This window comes from Exiguobacterium acetylicum (assembly GCF_019890935.1).
Classification (GTDB): Bacteria; Bacillota; Bacilli; order Exiguobacteriales; family Exiguobacteriaceae; genus Exiguobacterium_A; species Exiguobacterium_A abrahamii.
Genome location: NZ_CP082333.1, coordinates 2,234,884 through 2,256,372, shown reverse-complemented (window position 1 = coordinate 2,256,372; position 21,489 = coordinate 2,234,884). Strand labels below are relative to the sequence as shown.

The window sequence follows — 21,489 nt, the reverse complement described above, 5'->3', positions numbered from 1 at the left end:
CATGGCAGTATTCATTTATGAAGGTCGGACGATTGCCGGCAAACGAAAGAAAGGCAAGATTACAGCACTAACGAAACGAGAAGCCGCAGAACGATTGCGGACGGATCAGATTGCTGTGACTTCGCTTGAAAAACAAGAATCGAAAGGGTTGAACACTGAGATTACGTTTCTCAGTGCAAAACCAAAAATCGAACATCTCGTCATGTATGCGCGCCAGTTCGCGACACTCGTGCGTTCCGGTGTTTCGATCGTCAAGGCGACAGAAATTCTCCGCAAACAGACAGAGTCGAAACCACTTGAACGGGCACTTGTTGAGGTCGAGGATGACTTACGGAGTGGGATTCAGTTTTCGCAAGCAATCGAAAAACACCCACGTGTCTTTGATACGTTCTTCGTCAGTATGGCAATGGCGGGAGAAGCGAGTGGTAATCTTGAGGAAGCGCTTGATAACATCGTCACTCAACTTGAAAAACAATATGAAATCAAACGGAAGGTCATCTCGGCATTGATCTACCCAGCGGTCGTCTCACTTGTTGCCGTTGGCGTCGTCGTCTTCTTGATGATGAACGTCGTGCCGACGTTTGCGTCGATTTTCGATCAGCTCGGGAGTGAACTACCATTGATCACCAAGCTCGTCGTCGCCGTATCCGACTTCTTCGTCGCTTATTGGTGGGTACTATTACTGATTGCATTCGGATTGATTGGCTTACTGTATTTCAATTTAAAAAACGAACGGCAACGTGTATTCTTTGATCGCTTCTTGTTGATGATTCCAGTCTTTGGTCCATTGATTCAAAAATCGCAAATCGCCTTGATGACGCGTGGACTATCGGTATTGTTGAACGCTTCGGTCCCGATCTTGGCATCGCTCGACATTACGGAACGGATCGTCACGAATCGGATCATCCGAAAGGGGATCGCCGGTGCCAATGAAGCGATGTCACGCGGAATTCCGATGCATGAGCCACTTGAGAAAAACAAATATTTTCCACCTCTTGTCACGCAGATGATTGCGATTGGGGAAGAGTCAGGACGTCTTGATACGATGTTGACAGAAGTCGCGAACTTTTATGAGACGGAAGTTGAGACAACAACGGACCGATTAAAGTCGATTATTGAGCCACTCTTGATCGTTGTCTTAGCAGCAATCGTTGGTGTCATTGTCATTGCTGTCGTCGTACCGATGTTTAAAATTTACTCGGATATTCAAGCAAGTTGACAATTGTAAAAACATTTACCTGTTGTGAAAAAAAGACATAATCTACAAAAAATATGGTGCTACTATAATAGTATTCGTCTGGATAGTATTACCTACTAGCCAAGAACAGTCAAAAAGTACTAGGGAGGCATAATGAAATGGTAGAACGGTTAAAAGAAATCTGGTTAGATGCAAAACAAATGCGCGATGAGCGCGGACTGACGTTGATCGAGTTACTCGTCGTCGTCGTTATCTTAGGAATCATTGCAGCAATCGCTGTCGTCGCAATCGGTGGATTGATCGAGAACTCGCGTAAAGATGCAGTTGTTTCGGATGCGAAGCAATTGGTTGCAGCAGCAAAACTTTATACGTCTGCAAATCCGATGCAACCGGGTCAAACTATTAAACTTGGTATCAAAGAAGGTGGAGAAGCAATCCCATCTAAAGATTCTGAAGAGGCAAAGGCTAATGAAGATACACTAGATAAGTACATCGATGAAATGAAAGATTCGTTGAACTCAGATGCAGATTATGCTTCTTCATATGTAGTTGTAACTGAAGAGCAAGGTAAGTTTACTTATAAAGTTACTCTTTTAAGTGCTAAAGAAGGCAATACTTACTTTAGTGGTGCTGAGCCAAAAGATTTAAAGCGAGCTGGAGTTAAAGTAGATTAATTCTCCCCCCTCTTTGGGGGTTTTTTTCTGAACTTTTTTGAAAGGGAGGTCGTGTCATGACGATCGTCTTCACGGTTTATTTTTTCTTGTTAGGCTTACTCATCACGTCGTTTACGAACGTCGTCGGTCTGCGCGTTCCGGTCGGGGAGTCGATCGTTCATCCGCGCTCCCATTGTCCAACGTGTGGACATGTTCTTGGACCGCTCGAACTAACACCGGTACTCGGTTACGCTGTGCTCGGTGGGAAGTGCCGCTCTTGCGGACAACCGATTTCAATCAAGTATCCAGCGCTTGAATTACTTGGAGGAATTCTTTACGCCTACGCCTTTTGGCAGTTTGGCTGGTCGATGGAACTGGCCTTGACACTCGTCCTGACGAGCTTGCTGTTTATCCTGACGATGTCGGACTTGGCTTACATGCTGATCCCGAATAAAATTTTGCTCATCTTTTTGCCGATTGCCTTGATTGTGCGCTACCTTTCTCCACTCGAAAACTGGTATAATCCAATTATTGGTGGAATCGTCGGGTTTGTTCTATTATTCGTCATCTTTCTTGCTTCCCGGCATGGTATGGGGGCAGGGGATGTCAAGTTGTTCGGACTGCTCGGAATCTTCCTTGGACCGCTTCACGTCGTCATTGCCTTGTTCGTCTCGGCATTCGTCGGTTCCGTTCTTGGGTTAACGTTAATGGGACTCGGACGCGTGAAACGGAAACAACCAATTCCCTTCGTTCCGTCGATTGCCGTCGGGACATTACTGACATATTATTTTGCGGATGATTGGGTATCGTGGTACCTCGATTTGCTGCTTTAAGAAAGGAAGAACGTACATATGGCGCAACGGCGTAAAGGTACATATATTTACTTTAATTTCACCGATGTCGCAATTTTCGGTGCAGTCGTCAAAAAAGGCGTCATTAAGCGCCGGGCAGTCGTCGCGCTGCCGCCGGGAACACTGCAAGGGGGCTGGTTGCAACCGGAAGCCTCGCTTGATTTCATCTTTGACGGGTTACTGACGAAGCTGAAAGTACCGCGTGGCTCGCAAGCGGTGCTGGCGCTCGATGGTTCACTCGTTCTCGCCCGGAAACTCGACATTCCGGAAACGATCGAGACGAATCAAATTCGCGGTTACTTATTCATGGAGATTGGACATAGTATCGTCTTGCCGTTTGAAGAACCGTATTTTGATTACACGGTTCTGGAAGAAGACGGCAAGCGGGAAATCATGCTCTATGCCGCGCCAAACGAGGCACTCAAGCAATACACGCAACTGTTCAAACAAAAACACCTACGACTAGTTGCAGCTGAACCACAGCCGCTTGCGACCTACTTCGGGATCGAAGCCCATCATCCAGTCGCAACGGAAGCTGATACGTTATTGATCTGGAATGCGAATGCGACGAACCATCAGCTGATCATCATCGAAGATCACGTCCCACGTCTGATTCGCTCCGTTGATACGTTTGCGGCTGACGCGTGGGATGTTGATGTCATCGACGACCAACTGCATTACCGTTACCGTTCAGATGATCCAACAGTCGAACTTGTCTTAGACGAGATGTTACTCGAGTTCTCACGAGTGCTCGATTTCTATCGTTTTTCACTCGCGCGGGAAGGACGAGAAATCACGAACGTCGTCCTTGCCGGCGACTTCCCGTTTCGAGATGAACTGGCGACGCGTTTCCGGTCGAACTTCGATTTAAACCTTGATGAGATTCCAGAGATGATGACAATCGACGGACAGTCGATTCCACGGGCATACTTACCACTCGCTGGTCTTGCTTCACCGCGAAAAGACCGCATCAACTTGTTACCGGAAAACGATGAAGCACCGAAGTATCCGCTCGTCGCTTCATTGATCCTCTTATTGTTCGGCGGACTTGCCGGTGGTTATCTCTACTGGCAAACCGATCAATTCGCGGACCGCGTCGAATCGACGAACGATCAAATCCAGATCGTCCGTCAGTTGCAGTCGGAATCGGATCAATCAGCGAAACAAGAAGTCGCGCAACTTAAACAGACGGTCGAAGGACTCGAAACGACGCCTCGTCCTGCTGTACCAACACTTGAGCGGATTACCCGTTATCTCCCGGAACGCGGTTACATTCTTCAATTCGCCTATGGGGCAGATCATGCCGTGACGATGACGACACAATTCGAGACGCTTGATGAACTGAACGATTTTTATCGTGAGCTGTTGACGGATAAAGTCTTCTCAGGAACGAATCTTGCAAGTGTGACGACACGAACGATGAATGAAAAGGCAGACGTCGTCACGACAACGACGGTTGATCCGACGACCGGACAAGAAGTCCCGACGACGGAAATTACACCGTCTGACGATGCCAAATCAGAAGAACCCCGTTATATCGGACAATTCTCGTTAAACGTCAACCCGACGGAAGTCGTCAAAGGCGAGACGAACGAGGCTGATCCGGAAGTACCAAAAGAAGATCAGCCGTCTGAATCGGAAACGGACAGCTCGACGGAAGCGACTCCTGAGACCGATACGACTGATCCGAATGTAACGACTGAAATCGAGGAGGTGCCGGACAATTGAAACGTTATAGTAGCTTCATCCTCCTCGGTCTAACGATTTTGATCGTCCTCGGTGCGGTTGGTTACTTCGGTTATACGACCTATACGACGCATCAAACGCTTCAAGAAAAAGAAGCGACGTTGAAGCGAGAACAGATGGTACTCGAGCAAGCGAAAGCGAACGAACAGAAAGTCGACGTCGCTGAATCGAGCTTCCTGCAGCAAAAAGTTCCGGTGACGGCGTCAAACGATGACGTCATCGATGCGATCAATGCGTCGAGTCAGATTGCCGGTGTCAAAGTCCAGTCGATCACGTTTGGTCAGGCGACAGAGACAGCACCGCAGTCACCGGTGACATCAACGCCTGCAGTTGACGGAGCGATGGCGACGGAATCAGATCAGGCTGAAACAACTGCCGTAGCACCGGTCACTGCGAATGCAACACCGCTTCCGGCATCACTAACAGTCGAAGCCCCGTCGTATGTTGAATTAATGGCATTCCTGAAGCAAATCGAACGGACGGACCGAATCACGGTCTTACGCCAAATCCAGTTGTCAGGACCGGAAGAACCAGGTCCGGGCAGTGGAACGGTCCTACTCGAGGATGAGATGCTCTCGTTCACAGTCGAGATCGAATCGTATTATCGTCCGGATTTGACGAAGTTGACGCCGGATAAACAACCCCCACTCGAGGAGAAGACACCGAAGTCGGATCCGTTTGTCGATGTGACAGGAAATTAAGATAAAACAAGTGGTTCCTAGACTGTTAGGGACCGCTTGTTTTTTGTTAGACTAAACGATGACTCGAATTATCCGATTCGAAATTAACGGGAAAGAACGTGATACTGATGATAACGCAACCACACTTGATTCTCGCGTCGGCTTCACCACGCCGGACGGAACTCCTACAACAAATCGGGATTCCTCATGAAGTCGTACCAGCGAATGTCGTCGAAGAAGCGCCGTACCCGATGTCACCGCATGAATACGTCCGCCATCTATCACAAAAGAAAGCGCGAGCGATTACAGCAGATGGTGTCATTCTGGCTGCCGATACGGTCGTCGCAATTGATGACATGATTCTTGAGAAGCCAGCGGATATTTCTGAAGCGCGGGCGATGCTTGCGCGTCTGTCAGGACGTGCTCATGAAGTCGTGACAGGTGTGACGATTCGCTTCGGAGAGAAGGAAGAGACGTTCGACGTGACGACGCACGTCCGTTTTGGTGCATTACCAGACGAGTGGATGGAAGGCTATATCGCGACGAACGAGCCCTATGATAAAGCGGGCGGTTATGGCATCCAAGCGATGGGTGGTCTGTTCGTCGAGGCAATCGAAGGCGATTATTATAATGTCGTCGGACTGCCGATCCACGAGATCACAAAACGTCTCGCGTCCTTTGACATCAAGCCGATGTTTGCGTAATCCTGAAACAGAGAGGTCGGATGCTGTGATTGAATGGCCGAAGGATATGGTTCAGTTGAAAGGCTTGGCACAAGCGACGACAGTCGAGTTGCTGGCGTGTCTCGTCCGAAGTGGCACGCGCGACCGGACACCACTTGAAATCGCGGAAGAATTACTGCACATCTATCCTTCGTTGATCGAACTCGAGGCAGCGGGAGTCGGTGGGCTTGAAAAAGCGCCGGGGGTCGGGAAGGCAAAGGCATTACAAATCATGGCTGGACTAGAACTCGGTCGGCGTCTCGTCACGGAACCGAAATGGGTTCGACCGACGATCCGTTCACCGGAAGACGCCGCCGAACTGTTGTTAGAAGAGATGCGTCTCTATCAGCAGGAACATTTCATCTGCCTGTATTTGAATACGAAAAATGAGGTCGTCTCGAAAAAGACGTTATTCATTGGAGGATTGAACACGTCGATCGTCCACCCCCGAGACGTCTTCCGAGAAGCGATTCGCTGCTCGGCTGCGAACTTCATTGCCGTCCACAATCATCCGTCCGGTGACCCGACGCCGAGTCGGGAAGATATCGAGGTATCTGAGCGACTTGTTGAGGCAGGACGGCTCATTGGAATCAGTTGTCTTGACCACATCATCATCGGGCATGGACAATTTATTAGTATGAAACAGCGCGGATTTATGTAAGAATAACGTCTGAAGGGAAAGTTTCGATTCTTTCCGTCAGACGTTTTTTTGTGTGTTTTCTAAGGCGAACTGTAAACAAGCTGTAACGTTTTAACGCTTTCCAATGAAGGCTTTTCCGTTATAATTAGTGAAGTGTATTCTCAGAGAGGGGTTTTTTGAATAATGTTTGGATCATTCAGCCGTGAAATCGGCATTGACTTAGGTACGGCTAACACGCTTGTGTATGTAAAGGGGCAAGGAATCGTCGTCCGCGAACCGTCCGTCGTCGCCTTCCGTACGGATACAGGGAAAATTGAAGCTGTCGGTAACGCGGCAAAAAACATGATCGGTCGTACGCCGGGTAACGTGACTGCACGACGCCCGATGAAAGACGGGGTTATCGCGGATTATGAAACAACCGCTACGATGATCAAATATTTCATGGATCAAGCTTCTAAGAAAAAAGGCTTGTTCTCTTCTAAGACGAACGTCATGATCTGTGTACCAAGTGGTATCACATCGGTCGAAAAACGTGCGGTCGAAGATGCAGCGAAACTTGCAGGTGCGCGTGAAGCGTACACGATCGAAGAACCATTCGCAGCAGCAATCGGAGCTGGTCTTCCGGTTTCGGAACCAACAGGCTCGATGGTCGTTGATATCGGTGGTGGTACGACAGAAGTTGCTGTCATCTCACTCGGTGGTATCGTCACGAGCCAATCGATCCGTGTCGGTGGTGATGAGATGGATGAGTCGATCATTCGTTACATCAAATCGAAGTACAACTTGATGATCGGGGAGCGGACAGCTGAGACGTTGAAAATGACGATCGGTTACGCTCGCATCGATGAAGAGTCAGAGAACGAAACGATGGAAATCCGTGGACGTGACCTTGTCACAGGTCTTCCGAAACAGATCGAAGTCACAAGTGCGGAAATTTGTGACGCACTCTCGGATACAGTTGAAGCGATTCTTGCAGGTGTCAAGCACACGCTTGAGCAGACGCCTCCTGAATTATCAGCAGACGTCATGGACCGCGGAATCGTCTTGACAGGCGGTGGGGCACTCTTGAAGAACCTCGACGCTGTCATCGAAGACGAAACACGTATTTTGACACTCGTTGCAGAAAATGCACTCGATTGTGTCGCAATCGGTACAGGAAAATCACTCGAGATGATGAATGTTCTTCGTTCGAAATCAGGCATCTCGCAAAAAAGATAAGGACGGGATGAGCGATGAAGCGATTTTTAAATAATCGAAAACTGCTCATCACACTCCTTAGTTTTCTCCTTTTGGTGATCTTGATCGGGATTTCGCTACAAGGGCGTAACCAATCCCACTGGTATCAAAGCTTTGTGCGTGATACCGTGGGCGTCGGTCAACGCCTTTTCGCGACACCGATTGGCTGGATTGATGATACGGTCACTTCGATTAAAGAAGTGCGTGACGTGTACAAAGAGAACGAACACTTGAAATCACGCTTAAGTGACTATGCCGGTAATGCCGTCAAAGTCCGTGATCTTGAACGTGAGAATAAAGAATTGAAGGACATGCTCGACCTGAACGGATCGATTCGCGATTATAAGTTGTTACCGGCAGAGATGATCGGTCGGACATCGTCCGAATGGCAACGGTTCGTCACGATTAATATCGGCGAACAAAAAGGAGTCAAGGCGAACATGGCCGTCGTAACAGCAGATGGACTGATCGGTCGCGTCATCCAGGCGAGTGCTTATACTTCCCTCGTGCAGTTGATGTCGGATACAAGTCGGACGAATAACGTCTCGGCAACGGCAGACGACACGAAAGGAAAAGGGGTCTTCGGTACGATCGAAGGCTTTGATGAAGAGACGAAATTACTCAAGTTCACGAAAATTCCGAATGATGCGAAGCTGAAAAAAGGGCAGACCGTCACGACGTCCGGTCTCGGTGGAAAGTATCCGAGCGGAATCGTCATCGGAAAAATCGAGGAAGTGAAATCCGATCAGTATGGGGCTTCGAAAATCGCATACGTCAAACCGGCAGCAGACTTCGAACAGTTCGGTCATGTCTTCGTGATTGAGCGCGAAGCGAAGGAACCTTTCGCTGAGACCGATAAGGGAGGGGACACTCGTGAATAACGTTAAGTTGTTTTTCGCCGTGTTCCTTCTTTTTATCTTAGAAGGGACGTTGTTCGCCGGACCACTCGGAGACGGTTCACCGTACGTCATCCATGCGACATTGATCGGCTTGATGTTCCTCGGTCGGTACGGAAAACTTGAACAGGCACTCGGATTCGGACTCGTTTTCGGATTGCTGTATGATTTCGTGTACTCGGATATCATCGGCATTTACTTATTTGCGTTATCCGCCATTCCGCTTTTTAGTAGCTTCGTGCTAAAATATGTAAAGGAGAACGTATTGACGATTCTTGTCACGTTCACGTTCAGTGCTATTTTGTATGAGCTCGATATATATTTCTTCACGGCTTCGGTCGTGGGTGTCGGAGTCTCCTTCCAGGAACTTGCGACACAGATCATTCCAAGGAGTCTGGTTGCGCAGCTGATCGGGATCATCATCCTGTATTATCCGATGACCCGACTCGTGCAGTCGACCCTTGACGAGAAAAGAGGATGAGTCATGATTGAGCGTAAACGTTATGTAACGATGAAAGGTCATCGTGGTGGCCTCGCCGTCTATGTGAATGAAAGGTGCAGTGTGGATGAATTTCTTGACGATTTAGAGTTGACGCTTGCGGACAAATCCGTCGAGAACGGACGCGCCGTACCGATCACCTTCTTCTTCGGTCGACGTTATGTCGATGAAGGGGTGTTGACGGCCGTCGAATCTATCGTCGCGCGACATGATTCCTTCTCTTTCAAAGGCTATGACAGTGAGTGCATCACGAAAGATGAGGCAAAAGCCTTATACGGAGAGCGAACGTTCCATTATTTCGGTGGCACGGCACGCAGTGGGCACGTATTAGACGTCGAAGGCTCGATCGTCATCATCGGAGATATCAATCCGGGGGCGGTCGTCCATGCGACAGGAAGTATCTATTGTCTCGGTGCTTTACGTGGTACCGTTCATGCAGGTAAAGGTGGCAATACGGAAGCCGTCATCGCTGCGAGTGTATTGCAACCGAAGTGGGTCGCAGTCGCTGGTACCGTCCACGAAGAGCCGGACGACGCACCGATTCCTGCTCTCGATATGGGTTGTGCATTTTTAGGCGAAGACGGGGTGGAATTCTCCCGCCTTCAAACCGTTCCGCTAGCGCGGATGGATCAGTTTGCGATTGATAGTGAAAGAGGGTGACGGATATGGAACAAGTGAAAGAACAGGTACATATGGAGGCGAAGACGAACATGGGACGCGCCATCGTCGTCACATCCGGTAAAGGTGGCGTCGGAAAGACAACGACGACTGCAAACATCGGAACAGCACTTGCATTGATGGGACATTCCGTTTGTCTCGTTGATACGGATATCGGGTTACGTAATCTGGATATCGTGCTTGGTCTTGATAACCGGAGTATCTATAACATCGTTGACGTCGTGACAGGGCAATGTAAATTGCACCAAGCACTCGTCCGCGATAAACGTTTTGAAGAGATGTATCTGTTGCCTGCTGCTCAATCAAAGGATAAGTCCTCCGTCACACCCGAACAGGTGAAGGCAATCATTGATACACTAAAACTCGAATACGACTTCGTCTTGATCGATTGCCCTGCCGGAATCGAACAAGGCTTCATGAATGCAATCGCCGGAGCCGATGAAGCCGTCGTCGTGACGACACCGGAAAAAGCAGCCGTTCAGGATGCGGACCGGATCATCGGGATGCTCGAGCGCTCAGAACGTAACATCGTTCCGAAACTCGTCATTAACCGGGTGCGTTCACACATGATGGCATCAGGTGATATGCTCGACATCGATGAAATCATGCGTATCCTTTCGATTGATTTGCTTGGTCTGATCATCGATGATGAAGAAGTTATCGCCGCTTCCCACCGTGGTGTGCCGGTGACGATGAATCCGGATAACCGGGCTGGACTCGGCTACCGGAACATTGCCCGCCGGATTCTCGGAGAATCCGTGCCACTGCTTGATTTAAATGAACAACCACAAAAAGGATTCTTCGTTAAATTGAAGAAGATGCTTGGGATGAAATAAGAATGGGAAATTAGACTAGGACGACATCGTCGCGCCTAGTCTAATTTTTTTGGAGGGATCAGTATGCGATGGATTAGTGAACAGACCGCTTCACTTGAACGATTAGCATTGGTCGAAGGCGGTCGATTGATTGAATATCATGAACGGATGCGTGACGAGATCCGGGTTGGCACTTTCGTCTATGCCAAGGTCGACCGGTTGCACCCGACGCTCGGAGCAGCCTTTTTAATCGCGACTGACGGTACACCGCTTTACTTACCGCTGAATGAAACGGTGGAAGCACTTCGTCGCTATCCGGACGTCCCGACGATTGGGCAAGCCGTCCAGGTCGGACAGACGTTGCTCGTTCAGGTCGTCAAGGAAGGAGTCGCACCGAAGCAACATAAGGTTACGCAGAACATCACCTATGGTGGACGTTATCTCGTCTATTTCCCGTACGGTCGACGTATCCGTTTCAGTCGAAAGCTGGATCTCGTCGTTCAGCGTCAACTGGCGGAGCAACTGACGACGACGGACGAAGAGGGGATTCTCTACCGGACAGAGGCGGCAAAAGCATCAATCGACGAATTGAAGCAAGAATTGCAGTCATTACGGACACGACATAAAGAACTTTTGAAGGCGCCGCGTCTTGAACAAGACGAGGCACTGATCGTCCAGGAAGCGAAACGACTTCCGCACGTTACCGATGCGCTCGTCATGACGCGTCAGGAAAAGGAACGCCTCGAACTGCTCGGTCTGTCCGTTGAACGATCGCTACGAAAAGGACGCTTACCCGAGATGGAAGCAATCGACGGAGCAATCGAGAAGGCGATGCAACGGGTCGTCTGGCTTGACGGGGGAGCATATCTCTTGATTGAAGAAGTCGAGACGATGACTGTCATCGACGTCAACAGTGGGAAGACGATTTCGGTCAAAGAACAAAAGCGGACGTTTGATCAAATCAATGAAGCGGCTGCTGTTGAAGTCATGCGCCAATTACGGTTGCGCAACATCAGTGGCATGATTGCGATTGATTTCCTCCGTGGCTCAAGTAAAGGGCAGACGCGGGTGACCCAACTCCTCAAAGAACGGGCAGCGCTCGAGACGAAACAAATCGAAGTCTATGGGTTTACGAAGATGGGCTTATGCGAACTGACACGACAACGTCACGGGAAATCGCTACAGGAACGCTCACAGGAATCCGGTCAGTGGACGCGATTGAGTGTCTATCGCTTGATTGAACCGAAGTTGCTTGAGATCGCGACCTATGCGGAAGCAGTCGTGATTCGTGCACCACGGCATCTGTTGCAGGACGAATTCATCTCTCGTCAACCGCTCGAAGTCCATGTGCTCGAAGGCGATCCAGCGGTCCTGTTCACGGGGTCGTCACAGGACTGTCTCGATTTCATCAAGCGATCGGAATAATCCTTCAGAACAGCATTGACAAGGTGGAAGAACGTTTGGTATTCTGAATAACGTTAGTTCGTTTGGAAGCACCCAAATGACTACAACCGCACAGACCGGGTTTTAAAGCATCCGCTGCCCGTGATGGCGAGTCTGAGTTCCTAAGAGGAGGTGCACGTAATGTACGCAATTATCAAAACTGGTGGTAAACAAGTCAAAGTCGAAGCTGGCCAAGAAATCTACGTTGAGAAATTAAACGCAGACGTCGACAGCACAGTTGAATTTGGTGAAGTATTGATCCTTGGTGGTGACGATGTTAAAGTCGGCGCTCCACTCGTAGAAGGTGCGAAGGTCGTAGCAACGGTCATCAAACACGCTCGCGCGAAAAAGATCACTGTCTTCAAAATGAAAGCGAAAAAGAACTACCGTCGTAAGCAAGGTCACCGTCAACCTTACACGAAGGTCCGCATCGAGAAAATCGAAGCGTAAGCCATGATACGTGTCAAGATTCGACGAGATGAAGCGGAACTCGTCCGCTCCATCGAAGTGACAGGACATGCCGAGTTCGCAGAACCAGGTCTCGACCTTGTCTGTGCCGGCGTCTCGTCGGTGATCTTCGGGGCATACAATGCCATAGAAGCATTACTCGGGCAGGTCCTGCTCCTTGAAATGGCAGAACAACAAGAGGGTGGCTACTTTTATGTAGAACCGTACGCTGACTTAGCACCGGATGTCAGTGAACGCACCCAATTGTTACTGGAAGCGACTTTGGTCCAACTTGGTACCATCGCTGAAAGTTACGGTGAGTTTATCCAACTTGAACAAGTATAGGAGGTGGATTCCACATGTTGAAACTTAATCTTCAGTTCTTCGCATCGAAAAAAGGGGTAGGTTCGACAAAGAACGGTCGTGACTCGCAATCGAAACGCCTTGGGGCGAAACGTGCAGACGGTCAAACTGTTTCTGCTGGTTCAATCCTCTACCGTCAACGCGGTACGAAGATTCACCCAGGTATGAACGTCGGACGTGGTGGCGATGATACACTTTTCGCAACTGCAACTGGTGTCGTTCGTTTCGAACGTCTCGGACGCGACAAGAAACAAGTCAGCGTTTACCCAGCATAAGGATCGACGAAGCAGACTCTAGCCACTTTCGAGGGTTAGGGTCTGTTTTTTTTAGGAGGGAACGACCGATGGAGGAACAGCAGGTACTTGATCTTTTGAAGACTCTTCGTCACGAGTGGTTGAACCGGATACAACTCGTCCGTTCGTATGGCGCGATCGGAGACGAACAAGCAGTCGAGTCGATCTGTTCGGCGTACCGGGAGCAAGCATCTCGGGAAGGGCGTCTAGCGCGAATCGGATTGCCGAAAACCGCACTGGCGTTACTGCAAGCTGAATGGTCAGGCAAAACTGTGACGTATGATGTCATCGGAGCACCCCACATGGAAGATGAGCGGCTGAAGCAACTCGTCGAAGCAGCCATCACCATGATTGATGTAGGAGTAGGAGAAGTATCCGTGACCTTCCACGAGGGCGTGACCATCGAGATCTATCGGGATCTACTAGATATGTCGCGCCTTGAGGATCTAGTGACGCCGATGGAAATCGAGTCGCAGACGGAAAATGAGTGTGTGATTGAGATTGAAAGTCTTCCGTTTGAGGAAGAGAAGTAAGAGGAGGGATCCGACATGTTTGTCGATCAGGTAAATATTTATGTAAAAGCAGGTGACGGAGGACGTGGGCAAGTAGCGTTCCGTCGTGAGAAATACGTTCCGGACGGCGGTCCTGCCGGCGGTGACGGTGGTCACGGGGCACACGTCGTCCTCGAAGTCGACGAAGGGCTTCGGACATTGATGGACTTCCGTTACAAACGTCACTTTAAAGCGGTTCAAGGTGAAAACGGTATGTCAAAAGGGATGCACGGTCGTAAAGCCGAGCACCTAATCGTCAAGGTTCCACCCGGCACAGTCGTTTACGATGACGATACGGATGCGGTCATCGCTGACCTCGTCCATCACGGACAACAAGCGATCGTCGCAAAAGGCGGACGTGGCGGACGTGGAAATACACGTTTTGCGACACCAGCCAACCCAGCACCTGAGCACGCGGAAAACGGTGAGCCAGGAGAAGAGAAGTACTTGAAACTTGAGCTGAAGATGCTAGCAGACGTTGGTCTCGTCGGTTTCCCGAGTGTCGGAAAATCAACGATATTATCTGTCGTTTCAGCAGCACGTCCGAAAATCGGTGCGTATCACTTCACGACGATCACACCGAACATCGGTGTCGTCGAAACGGAAGATAGCCGTAGTTTCGTCATGGCTGACTTGCCAGGATTGATCGAAGGTGCAAGTGAAGGTGTCGGACTCGGTCACCAGTTCCTCCGTCACGTCGAGCGGACGAAAGTCATCGTCCATGTCATCGACATGAGTGGGATGGAAGGTCGCGATCCAATCGAAGACTACAACATCATCAATAAAGAACTAGCGGACTATAATCTCCGCTTAACAGAACGTCCGCAAGTCGTCGTCGCGAACAAGATGGACATGCCAGATGCGGCAGAACATCTTGAAGCCTTCAAAGAAGCTTTCCCAGAGCTTGAAGTATTCGAGATTTCAGCAGCAACACGTCAAGGTTTACGCGATCTGTTATTCCGAATCGCTGACCTCGTCGACGCAACACCAGAATTCGGTCTTGAGGAACTCGAAGAGAAAACAGCGACACCACGTGTCGTCTATGGTTACGAAGCACCAGAAGCTGGCTTTACGATTACGAAAGATGAAGACGATTGCTTCGTCATCAAAGGACCACGCATCGAAAAACTCTTCACGATGACGAACTTCATGCGTGAAGAATCGATTAAACGTTTCGCACGGACACTGCGTCAAATGGGTGTCGACGAAGAGTTACGTCGTCTTGGTGCAATCGACGGCGACGTCGTTCGTATCCGTGATTTCGAGTTCGAATTCGTCGAGTCATCATTCTAAGCGGTTCATTCCATTAGGAAACGGAGTGTGAAAGCATCGTGGACCCATTGCCCATGATTTCAGTCGTTTGGTTAATTCCGATTCTCGTCTTATCCGCATTCTTTTCCTCAGCCGAGACGGCACTCGCAAGTGTCAATCGGTTGCGGTTGTTGCACCAATCGGAAGCAGGGGACGCGCGTGCGTCCCGTGTATTCCGCTTACTTCAACGCTACGAAGAGACACTGACTTCGATATTGATTGGGAATACGATCGTCAACATCGCGTTTATCTTATTTGGTGGCTGGTGGATCATCCAGTTCGTCGAGACGATCGCAATACAAACCGTTGCCTTTCTTGCGCTGTTTTTCCTGTTGCTGTTGTTCGGAGAATTGATACCGAAGTCGTATGCTCGTGAACATACGGAACGTTACGTGTTATTGATCGGACGTCCACTGCGTTTTTTCTTACTGTGCTTTCGACCACTTGTCTTCCTGTTACTCCGCTTACGCCAGTTGGCGCTACGGTTGATTGGAGCGGATCCGAAAGGACCGCTCGTGACCGAACAGGAACTCAAGGCACTCGTCGATATCAGTCAGGAAGAGGGAATCATGGGGCTTGCAGAGGCAGAACTCGTTCATCAAGCAGTTGATTTTCAACATGCGACGGTCGAGGATGCGTTGACGCCACGGATGGATATTCAAGCGATTGATATCGATGCGCGGCTCGAAGACATCCTTGCAGAAGTCCAGAAGGGCGGCTATTCTCGTCTACCGGTCTATAAGGATTCGATTGATCACGTCATTGGTGTATTATCGGAGCGGGACTTTCTGCGTGCATACGTGAAGAACGGCTCCGTTGATATCCGAGAATGGATTCGACCGGTATCGTTCGTCGTACCACAGACACGATTGATGGATTTATTGCCGGAACTCAAAGTCAAGCAGTCCCATATGGCAGTCGTTCTTGATGAATTCGGAGGGACGGCAGGTCTGATCACCCTTGAGGATATTTTAGAAGAAATCGTTGGGGAGATTTGGGATGAACACGATGAATCGTTAGAATATACAAAACGGATTGGTCCAGAGAAATACGAATGTCTAGCGGAGTATGACATTGAAGACTTCTGTCAGCAATTTCAATTGACGATGCCGGACACGGACGCCCAGTCACTTGGGGGATGGATCATGGAGGAGAGCGGACAATTACCGGACGTCGGAACGGCGATGCGTTATGAACGTGTCACGTTGACCGTCTTGCATATCGAAAACCGACGCGTCCGCAAAGTCTTAGCAACGTTCGATCCGCCATCTACGATGCCGGAGACACGACTTGAACCGATTGAACGATAAAAAAACCGCTTATTCCTTAGGAATAGGCGGTTTTTTTTATGTTCAGACATCGAGCTCTGAAACGAGAATTCCGAGACGATCGAGTTTCGCAATGGCGGCTTCCAATGCGTCTTCATGATCCGCTTCCAGCGTATGAATATGGACTCCGTCCGTCAGGCTTGAGAGCGGAGTAGCTTGCGTCTCCTTTAGTTGCTCGATTAATACGCGGACATCTCGACGGCTTTTCAGCATCAACTCTCCAGTGATGAAGCCGTAGACGGGATGTTCAATGATGACATCGCGGACGACGACCCCTTCATCAACGATAGCGTCACACTCGTCCTTTAACTGATCGATGCCGTGACGGCAAACGATCTTGCGACGTAATTTTGAACCGTCGACTTCCGGATCATTGATCAAATAGCCACGAGCTGTCGCGATGACAGGATATCCTTTTGCCTTTAACAATGATAAATCCTGCACGATCACTTGGCGACTGACACCTGCTTGTTTCGCCAATGCCGTTCCTGTGACAGGTTGCTCACTTTCCTCAATCATACGAAGTAATGATTTCCGGCGTTCTTCTCCGGAGATGCGTTTCCCCATCATGTCTCCTACCTTTCTCCAGTGTCATGAAATTGTGTTCAACACATCGATGCACTGTTCGATTTCTTCGTTCGTCGTGTGTCTTCCAAAACTGAGTCGAATCAACCCATGAGCCGCTGATTCGTCAAAGCCTATGGCACGTAATGTCGCATTCGGACCGTTTTCTCCAGCCCGGCAGGCACTACCAGCGGAAACCGCGATTCCAGCACGATTCAAGGCGAGCAACGCGTATTGACCGTCCCGTTGCTTCGTATGGATGGCGCAGATGGAAGCGAGTTGCGTTGGCGACTCAATCATCGTGTAACGAGACGAAGACAATGTTTTTTTTAGCATACCACGAAATCGACGGCTTGAAGCTTGGATTCCTGGATTTTCTAATCGAGACGCTTCACAGGCAGCGATGAACGCGGCAATTCCTGGAACGTCGACTGTGCCTGGACGGATTCCGAATTCGTGGTGTCCCTCGTAATAAGGGCTGAAGAGAGGACGCCGCAAATACAGGGCACCCAATCCTTTTGGTCCATATACTTTATGACTACTCATCGTGTAGGCATCAAAGGCGTCGATGTTGATTGCATCTTTTAAAAATCCTTGGACACCATCGCAATGAAACAGAATCCCGCGCGATTGACAATATGCTGCAATCCGTTCGACCGGAAAACGAAAACCGGTATCCGAATTGACGTGTTGAATCGAGACAACACCGATTTCATCCGTACAAGCTGCGATGAATTGTTCCCAATCGAACGTTCCGTCCGGTAATAAAGAAAGGTGTCGTGTTTCTTGTGCCCAGCGCGCAAGCGGAAGCAAGACCGAGTCGTGTTCACATCGAAGTGTCAAGACAACTGATTTATTACTCTGTCGCATCAGATGGGTCAACGCGATGTAGTTTGCTTCAGATCCGCTCCCTGTAAAGATGACGGTTCCTTCTTGTTGAGCCAATTGTTGCATCAGATACTGACGGGCTCGTTCGAGTAAACCTTCAGCGTTGCCACCGATGTCATGAAGAGAAGAACTGTTGCCGTAGAACGACTGAGCGGCTTGTTGATAATGATCGAGTGCTTGTGGATGCAGCGGAGTCGTCGCTGCGTAATCGAGATAGATCATGAAAAAATCCTGTCCTTTCGTCTTGTCACTCAGCTAAAAGTATGCCAAAATTATTGTCAAGTCAATAGTGAACAATTAGATATAGAGGTGTAAAACATATGTCTTTACATAAAAGACTTGAGACGGATGTGTTGATCATTGGAACAGGACTTGCTGCAATTTCGGTTGCTCTGCATCTTCCACCCGGAACGGAAGCGTTACTTGTCACAAAAGGTACGCGGTTTGAGACAAATTCTGTTCGAGCACAAGGTGGGATTGCTTCCGCTTATGCAGAAGTCAATCATCGTGGTCACTTTGAAGATACGTGCCAAGCAGCAAAAGGGCGTATCAATCCGTCCGTCGTCGATTACGTCACACGATCGGGAACCGAGGCGATGGAATTCTTGTTACGACAAGGCGTTCCATTCGATCAATCCGAGGGAGAGTTTTTGCTCGGTCGTGAAGGAGCACATCGCTTGCCGCGGATTTATCACTCTGGCGGGGACGAAACTGGTAAACGGATCATGGAGACGTTGATGCCGCAAGTACCATTTCCGATTCTCGAGCAGACGCGTATCACAGAGTTGATTCAAGTCAACGGGCAAGTAGTAGGTGCAGTCGGATATAGCCATGGGGAGCCGATCGAGATTGTGGCGCGCGCAACGATTCTCGCGACCGGTGGAGTTGGCGGATTATTCGCGGCGTCGACGAATGACCCTTTGATTCAAGGAGACGGTATTGCGCTCGCCTTTGAAGCGGGGGCGACGATTCGTGATCTCGGTTATATCCAGCATCATCCGACGGTACTCGTTCATGCTGGTCGCTCTGAAGGTTTGATCACGGAAGCACTACGAGGTGCAGGAGCGACGCTTGTAACGAAAAATGGTGACCGGATCATGGCGGATCATCCGATGCAAGATTTAGCGGCGCGAGATGAAGTCGCAAAACGAATCCATGAGGTGCGAAAGCGTGAACCGGTCTATCTCGATACGTCAAACGTCGTCGACCGGACGAAACGGTTTCCAACGTTTGTTGAAAAATGTGAAAAACTGAACATAAGTCCGGATCTTGTTGAAATTGCACCAGGCATCCATTTCTTAATGGGTGGGATCGAAACGGATCTGACAGGGCAGACGCATGTCGAAGGACTTTACGCGGTCGGTGAGACAGCATCGATTGGACTTCACGGTCGAAATCGTCTGGCGTCGAACTCGCTCCTTGAATGTGTCGTCATGGGGAAAGCAGTAGCAGAACAGCTCGAGTTGTTACCGGAACTTTTAGTCAAACAAGTCAAACGACGCCCGGGAACACTTCGTTCCGTAACAAACCGTCTATCACAGGTCATTGGTGTTGAAATGGATGTTAGGCAGATACAAGAATGTCTGGACACATTAAAAGGCTGGACATTAGACGAATCCGGACAGGAAGCAGAAGAAAATCGATTACGTCACGTAACGGCATGTCTGTTGCTTGAAGGGGCGCGAAGTCGATTGACAGGAGAGGATGAGAACGTTGAACAAGTGGCAGTTACGGCAACAACTGGAGGCATTTTTAATCGAGGATATCGGACAGTGGGATATCACGAGTGAAGGATGTCTGACGGGACAAGAACGCGGGACCGGTCGTTTTCTAGCTAAGGAAGACGGTGTTTTTTGTGGAGTCGACATCATTCGGGAGATGGCGCATCTGTTACAAGTCGACGTGACGATTCACGTGGCGGAAGGTACGGTCGTCACGCGAGGCACACTCCTTGCCGAGTGGTCTGGTTCGTTACAGGACATCTTAAGCGGTGAACGGGTCGCCTTGAACCTGGTGCAACGCTTATCCGGGATCGCGACTAAGACACGTCAAGCGGTCGAGGTAGCAGCAGGACGAATCCGAATCACGGATACACGAAAGACGACCCCTGGATTACGAATGCTCGAAAAACACGCCGTTCGCGTCGGGGGTGGCTATAGTCATCGCGGACGACTCGATGACGCTGTCATGATCAAGGATAACCACATCACGGTCGCGGGATCGATCACAGAGGCGGTGGCGCGAGCAAAACGTGTCGCAGGTCATACGACACCAATCGAAGTCGAAGTCGAGACGGAAGCGGAAGTGCTCGAGGCAGTGGCTGCAAAAGTCGATATCATCATGCTCGATAACCGGACACCAGCAGAAATCAAGCAGCTTCGGCAATTGATTCCACCGCATATCACGGTCGAGTTATCCGGCGGGATCACGATAGACACGTTATCAGACTTTGCGGAGAGCGGAGCAGATGTCATCTCACTCGGGGCACTCACCCATTCAGCAACAGCGCTTGATATCAGCATGAAAATCGAAGGAGGAAAAAAAGATGTCATTTGATCTATTACGTCACGAAGGGATTCCGGCGTCATACTTACAGCAAACAGAAGCAGACTTGATCGCGATCATCGAAGGGGTCAAAGCACGGATGGGCAGTCGCTTGTTCTTACCTGCCCACCACTACCAAAAGGATGAAGTCGTCCAGTTCGCGGATGCGACGGGAGATTCGCTCCAGCTCGCGCAAGTCGCGAAGCAGATGACAGAAGCGGAATATACAGTCTTTTGTGGTGTCCACTTCATGGCAGAGACGGCAGACATGTTGACAGATGCGTCACATACGGTCGTTTTACCTGACATGCGTGCGGGTTGTTCGATGGCGGATATGGCGAACGATACGCAAACGGAGCGTGCTTTTACGATCTTGACGGAACGGTTCGGGGAGTCGATCTTACCGTTGACGTATGTCAATTCGACGGCAGCCATCAAAGCGTTCGTTGGTCGTCATGGTGGGGCGACGGTGACGTCATCAAACGCTGTCCAGATGGTCGAATGGGCGCTTGCTGAACGCGACATCTTATTTTTCCTGCCGGATCAACACCTCGGTCGCAATACGGCGCACGCACTCGGAATTCCGTTAGAACAGATGGCGATTTGGGATCCGATCAAGGACGAACTCGTTTTTGACGGGGAAGACCAGGACGTCCGCGTCATCTTGTGGAAAGGACACTGCTCGGTCCATGAAAAATTCACGGTCGGTCAGATTGAACAGTTCCGCAAGACGGATCCGGAGCGAAAGATTCTCGTTCACCCGGAATGTTCGCACGAAGTCGTGACAGCGTCTGATCTCAATGGATCAACCGCGTACATCATTCAACAAATCGAACAGGCTGCTCCCGGAACGAAGTGGGCAATCGGAACAGAGATGAATCTCGTCAATCGACTCGCGACGACGCATCCGGAACTCGATATCGTGTCGCTCAATCCGTTCATGTGTCCGTGTCTGACGATGAACCGGATCGACTTACCGCACTTGGCGTGGGCGCTCGAACAAGTCGAAGCCGGTGAGCCGGTCAACATCATTAAAGTAGACGAAGAGACGACGCGGCATGCCGTGTTGGCGCTCGAACGGATGCTTGAGCGTTCGTAAAATAGAGGATGGGAGCGTGGTCGTGCGAACGATCACGCTTTTTT

Annotated in this window: 24 protein-coding genes and 1 other annotated feature; of the genes, 22 read left to right on the top strand and 2 right to left on the bottom strand. The window is 49.9% G+C overall.

Annotated elements, in window-relative coordinates:
- Position 1 precedes the first annotated feature (1 nt).
- The 19 genes from K7G97_RS11830 (at position 2) to K7G97_RS11740 (ending at position 16,332) form a co-directional block, all read left to right on the top strand.
- Positions 2-1,219, top strand: a complete 1,218-nt coding sequence (locus K7G97_RS11830) for a type II secretion system F family protein (RefSeq protein ID WP_223040648.1) — start codon at positions 2-4, stop codon at positions 1,217-1,219.
- A 137-nt stretch (positions 1,220-1,356) separates the two neighbouring features.
- Positions 1,357-1,872, top strand: a complete 516-nt coding sequence (locus tag K7G97_RS11825) for a type II secretion system protein (protein ID WP_223040647.1) — start codon at positions 1,357-1,359, stop codon at positions 1,870-1,872.
- A 56-nt stretch (positions 1,873-1,928) separates the two neighbouring features.
- Positions 1,929-2,684 carry a prepilin peptidase gene (locus K7G97_RS11820; RefSeq protein ID WP_223040646.1) on the top strand — a complete coding sequence of 252 codons (756 nt, stop codon included), beginning with the start codon at positions 1,929-1,931 and terminating at the stop codon, positions 2,682-2,684.
- An 18-nt stretch (positions 2,685-2,702) separates the two neighbouring features.
- The gene (locus K7G97_RS11815) at positions 2,703-4,430 is read left to right on the top strand and encodes a type IV pilus biogenesis protein PilM (RefSeq protein WP_223040645.1); all 1,728 of its coding nucleotides are present in this window, start codon (positions 2,703-2,705) and stop codon (positions 4,428-4,430) included.
- Complete coding sequence (locus K7G97_RS11810) at positions 4,427-5,149, top strand: YfgM family protein (protein WP_223040644.1); 723 nt, start codon at positions 4,427-4,429, stop codon at positions 5,147-5,149. The genes K7G97_RS11815 and K7G97_RS11810 overlap by 4 nt, the downstream gene beginning before the upstream one ends.
- 107 nt (positions 5,150-5,256) lie before the next feature.
- Positions 5,257-5,832 carry a Maf family protein gene (locus tag K7G97_RS11805; RefSeq protein ID WP_058703840.1) on the top strand — a complete coding sequence of 192 codons (576 nt, stop codon included), beginning with the start codon at positions 5,257-5,259 and terminating at the stop codon, positions 5,830-5,832.
- A gap of 46 nt (positions 5,833-5,878) precedes the next feature.
- Positions 5,879-6,511 (top strand): RadC family protein, encoded by a 633-nt coding sequence (gene radC / locus K7G97_RS11800; protein WP_050677672.1) that lies wholly within the window; start codon positions 5,879-5,881, stop codon positions 6,509-6,511.
- A gap of 162 nt (positions 6,512-6,673) precedes the next feature.
- Positions 6,674-7,708 (top strand): rod shape-determining protein, encoded by a 1,035-nt coding sequence (locus tag K7G97_RS11795; protein ID WP_029342258.1) that lies wholly within the window; start codon positions 6,674-6,676, stop codon positions 7,706-7,708.
- 14 nt (positions 7,709-7,722) lie between these two features.
- Positions 7,723-8,607, top strand: a complete 885-nt coding sequence (gene mreC / locus K7G97_RS11790; protein ID WP_215147335.1) for a rod shape-determining protein MreC — start codon at positions 7,723-7,725, stop codon at positions 8,605-8,607.
- On the top strand, positions 8,600-9,103 hold the full coding sequence (gene mreD / locus K7G97_RS11785; protein WP_023468949.1) for a rod shape-determining protein MreD: 504 nt from the start codon (positions 8,600-8,602) through the stop codon (positions 9,101-9,103). Before mreC ends, mreD begins: the two co-directional genes overlap by 8 nt.
- Before the next feature lie 3 nt (positions 9,104-9,106).
- On the top strand, positions 9,107-9,781 hold the full coding sequence (locus K7G97_RS11780; protein ID WP_035406484.1) for a septum site-determining protein MinC: 675 nt from the start codon (positions 9,107-9,109) through the stop codon (positions 9,779-9,781).
- 50 nt (positions 9,782-9,831) lie between these two features.
- Positions 9,832-10,635 carry a septum site-determining protein MinD gene (gene minD / locus K7G97_RS11775; RefSeq protein ID WP_029342255.1) on the top strand — a complete coding sequence of 268 codons (804 nt, stop codon included), beginning with the start codon at positions 9,832-9,834 and terminating at the stop codon, positions 10,633-10,635.
- Between the two features lie 63 nt (positions 10,636-10,698).
- The gene (locus K7G97_RS11770; protein WP_223040643.1) at positions 10,699-12,039 is read left to right on the top strand and encodes a ribonuclease E/G; all 1,341 of its coding nucleotides are present in this window, start codon (positions 10,699-10,701) and stop codon (positions 12,037-12,039) included.
- 74 nt (positions 12,040-12,113) lie between these two features.
- Positions 12,114-12,183 (top strand) — a sequence feature (ribosomal protein L21 leader region).
- Positions 12,184-12,198: 15 nt separating this feature from the next.
- Positions 12,199-12,507, top strand: coding sequence for a 50S ribosomal protein L21 (gene rplU, locus K7G97_RS11765; RefSeq protein WP_012370978.1), 309 nt, complete (start codon positions 12,199-12,201; stop codon positions 12,505-12,507).
- A 3-nt stretch (positions 12,508-12,510) separates the two neighbouring features.
- Positions 12,511-12,849, top strand: coding sequence for a ribosomal-processing cysteine protease Prp (locus K7G97_RS11760; protein ID WP_023468945.1), 339 nt, complete (start codon positions 12,511-12,513; stop codon positions 12,847-12,849).
- A gap of 14 nt (positions 12,850-12,863) precedes the next feature.
- Entirely contained in the window at positions 12,864-13,142 is a 279-nt protein-coding gene (rpmA, locus tag K7G97_RS11755) for a 50S ribosomal protein L27 (RefSeq protein WP_012370976.1), read from the top strand.
- 68 nt (positions 13,143-13,210) lie between these two features.
- A complete protein-coding gene (locus K7G97_RS11750) occupies positions 13,211-13,693 on the top strand; it encodes a Spo0B domain-containing protein (RefSeq protein ID WP_223040642.1) in 483 nt (160 codons plus the stop codon).
- Positions 13,694-13,708: 15 nt separating this feature from the next.
- Complete coding sequence (gene obgE / locus K7G97_RS11745; protein ID WP_214853046.1) at positions 13,709-15,004, top strand: GTPase ObgE; 1,296 nt, start codon at positions 13,709-13,711, stop codon at positions 15,002-15,004.
- Positions 15,005-15,057: 53 nt separating this feature from the next.
- Positions 15,058-16,332, top strand: a complete 1,275-nt coding sequence (locus tag K7G97_RS11740) for a hemolysin family protein (protein ID WP_262415745.1) — start codon at positions 15,058-15,060, stop codon at positions 16,330-16,332.
- 42 nt (positions 16,333-16,374) lie between these two features.
- Here the strand turns inward: K7G97_RS11740 and K7G97_RS11735 are convergent, their stop codons facing one another.
- Both K7G97_RS11735 and K7G97_RS11730 read right to left on the bottom strand, forming a co-directional pair.
- On the bottom strand, positions 16,375-16,917 hold the full coding sequence (locus K7G97_RS11735; RefSeq protein ID WP_058703836.1) for a transcription repressor NadR: 543 nt from the start codon (positions 16,915-16,917) through the stop codon (positions 16,375-16,377).
- Between the two features lie 24 nt (positions 16,918-16,941).
- Positions 16,942-18,024 (bottom strand): cysteine desulfurase family protein, encoded by a 1,083-nt coding sequence (locus K7G97_RS11730; protein ID WP_223040640.1) that lies wholly within the window; start codon positions 18,022-18,024, stop codon positions 16,942-16,944.
- A 98-nt stretch (positions 18,025-18,122) separates the two neighbouring features.
- Between K7G97_RS11730 and K7G97_RS11725 the strand changes: the two genes are divergently transcribed.
- Genes K7G97_RS11725 through nadA form a run of 3 tightly spaced genes read left to right on the top strand, consistent with a single transcriptional unit; the run spans position 18,123 to position 21,445 of the window.
- Positions 18,123-19,592 (top strand): L-aspartate oxidase, encoded by a 1,470-nt coding sequence (locus K7G97_RS11725; RefSeq protein ID WP_223040639.1) that lies wholly within the window; start codon positions 18,123-18,125, stop codon positions 19,590-19,592.
- The gene (gene nadC, locus K7G97_RS11720; protein ID WP_316499506.1) at positions 19,507-20,358 is read left to right on the top strand and encodes a carboxylating nicotinate-nucleotide diphosphorylase; all 852 of its coding nucleotides are present in this window, start codon (positions 19,507-19,509) and stop codon (positions 20,356-20,358) included. The genes K7G97_RS11725 and nadC overlap by 86 nt, the downstream gene beginning before the upstream one ends.
- Entirely contained in the window at positions 20,348-21,445 is a 1,098-nt protein-coding gene (gene nadA, locus K7G97_RS11715) for a quinolinate synthase NadA (protein ID WP_223040638.1), read from the top strand. The genes nadC and nadA overlap by 11 nt, the downstream gene beginning before the upstream one ends.
- The last annotated feature ends 44 nt before the right edge of the window (positions 21,446-21,489 follow it).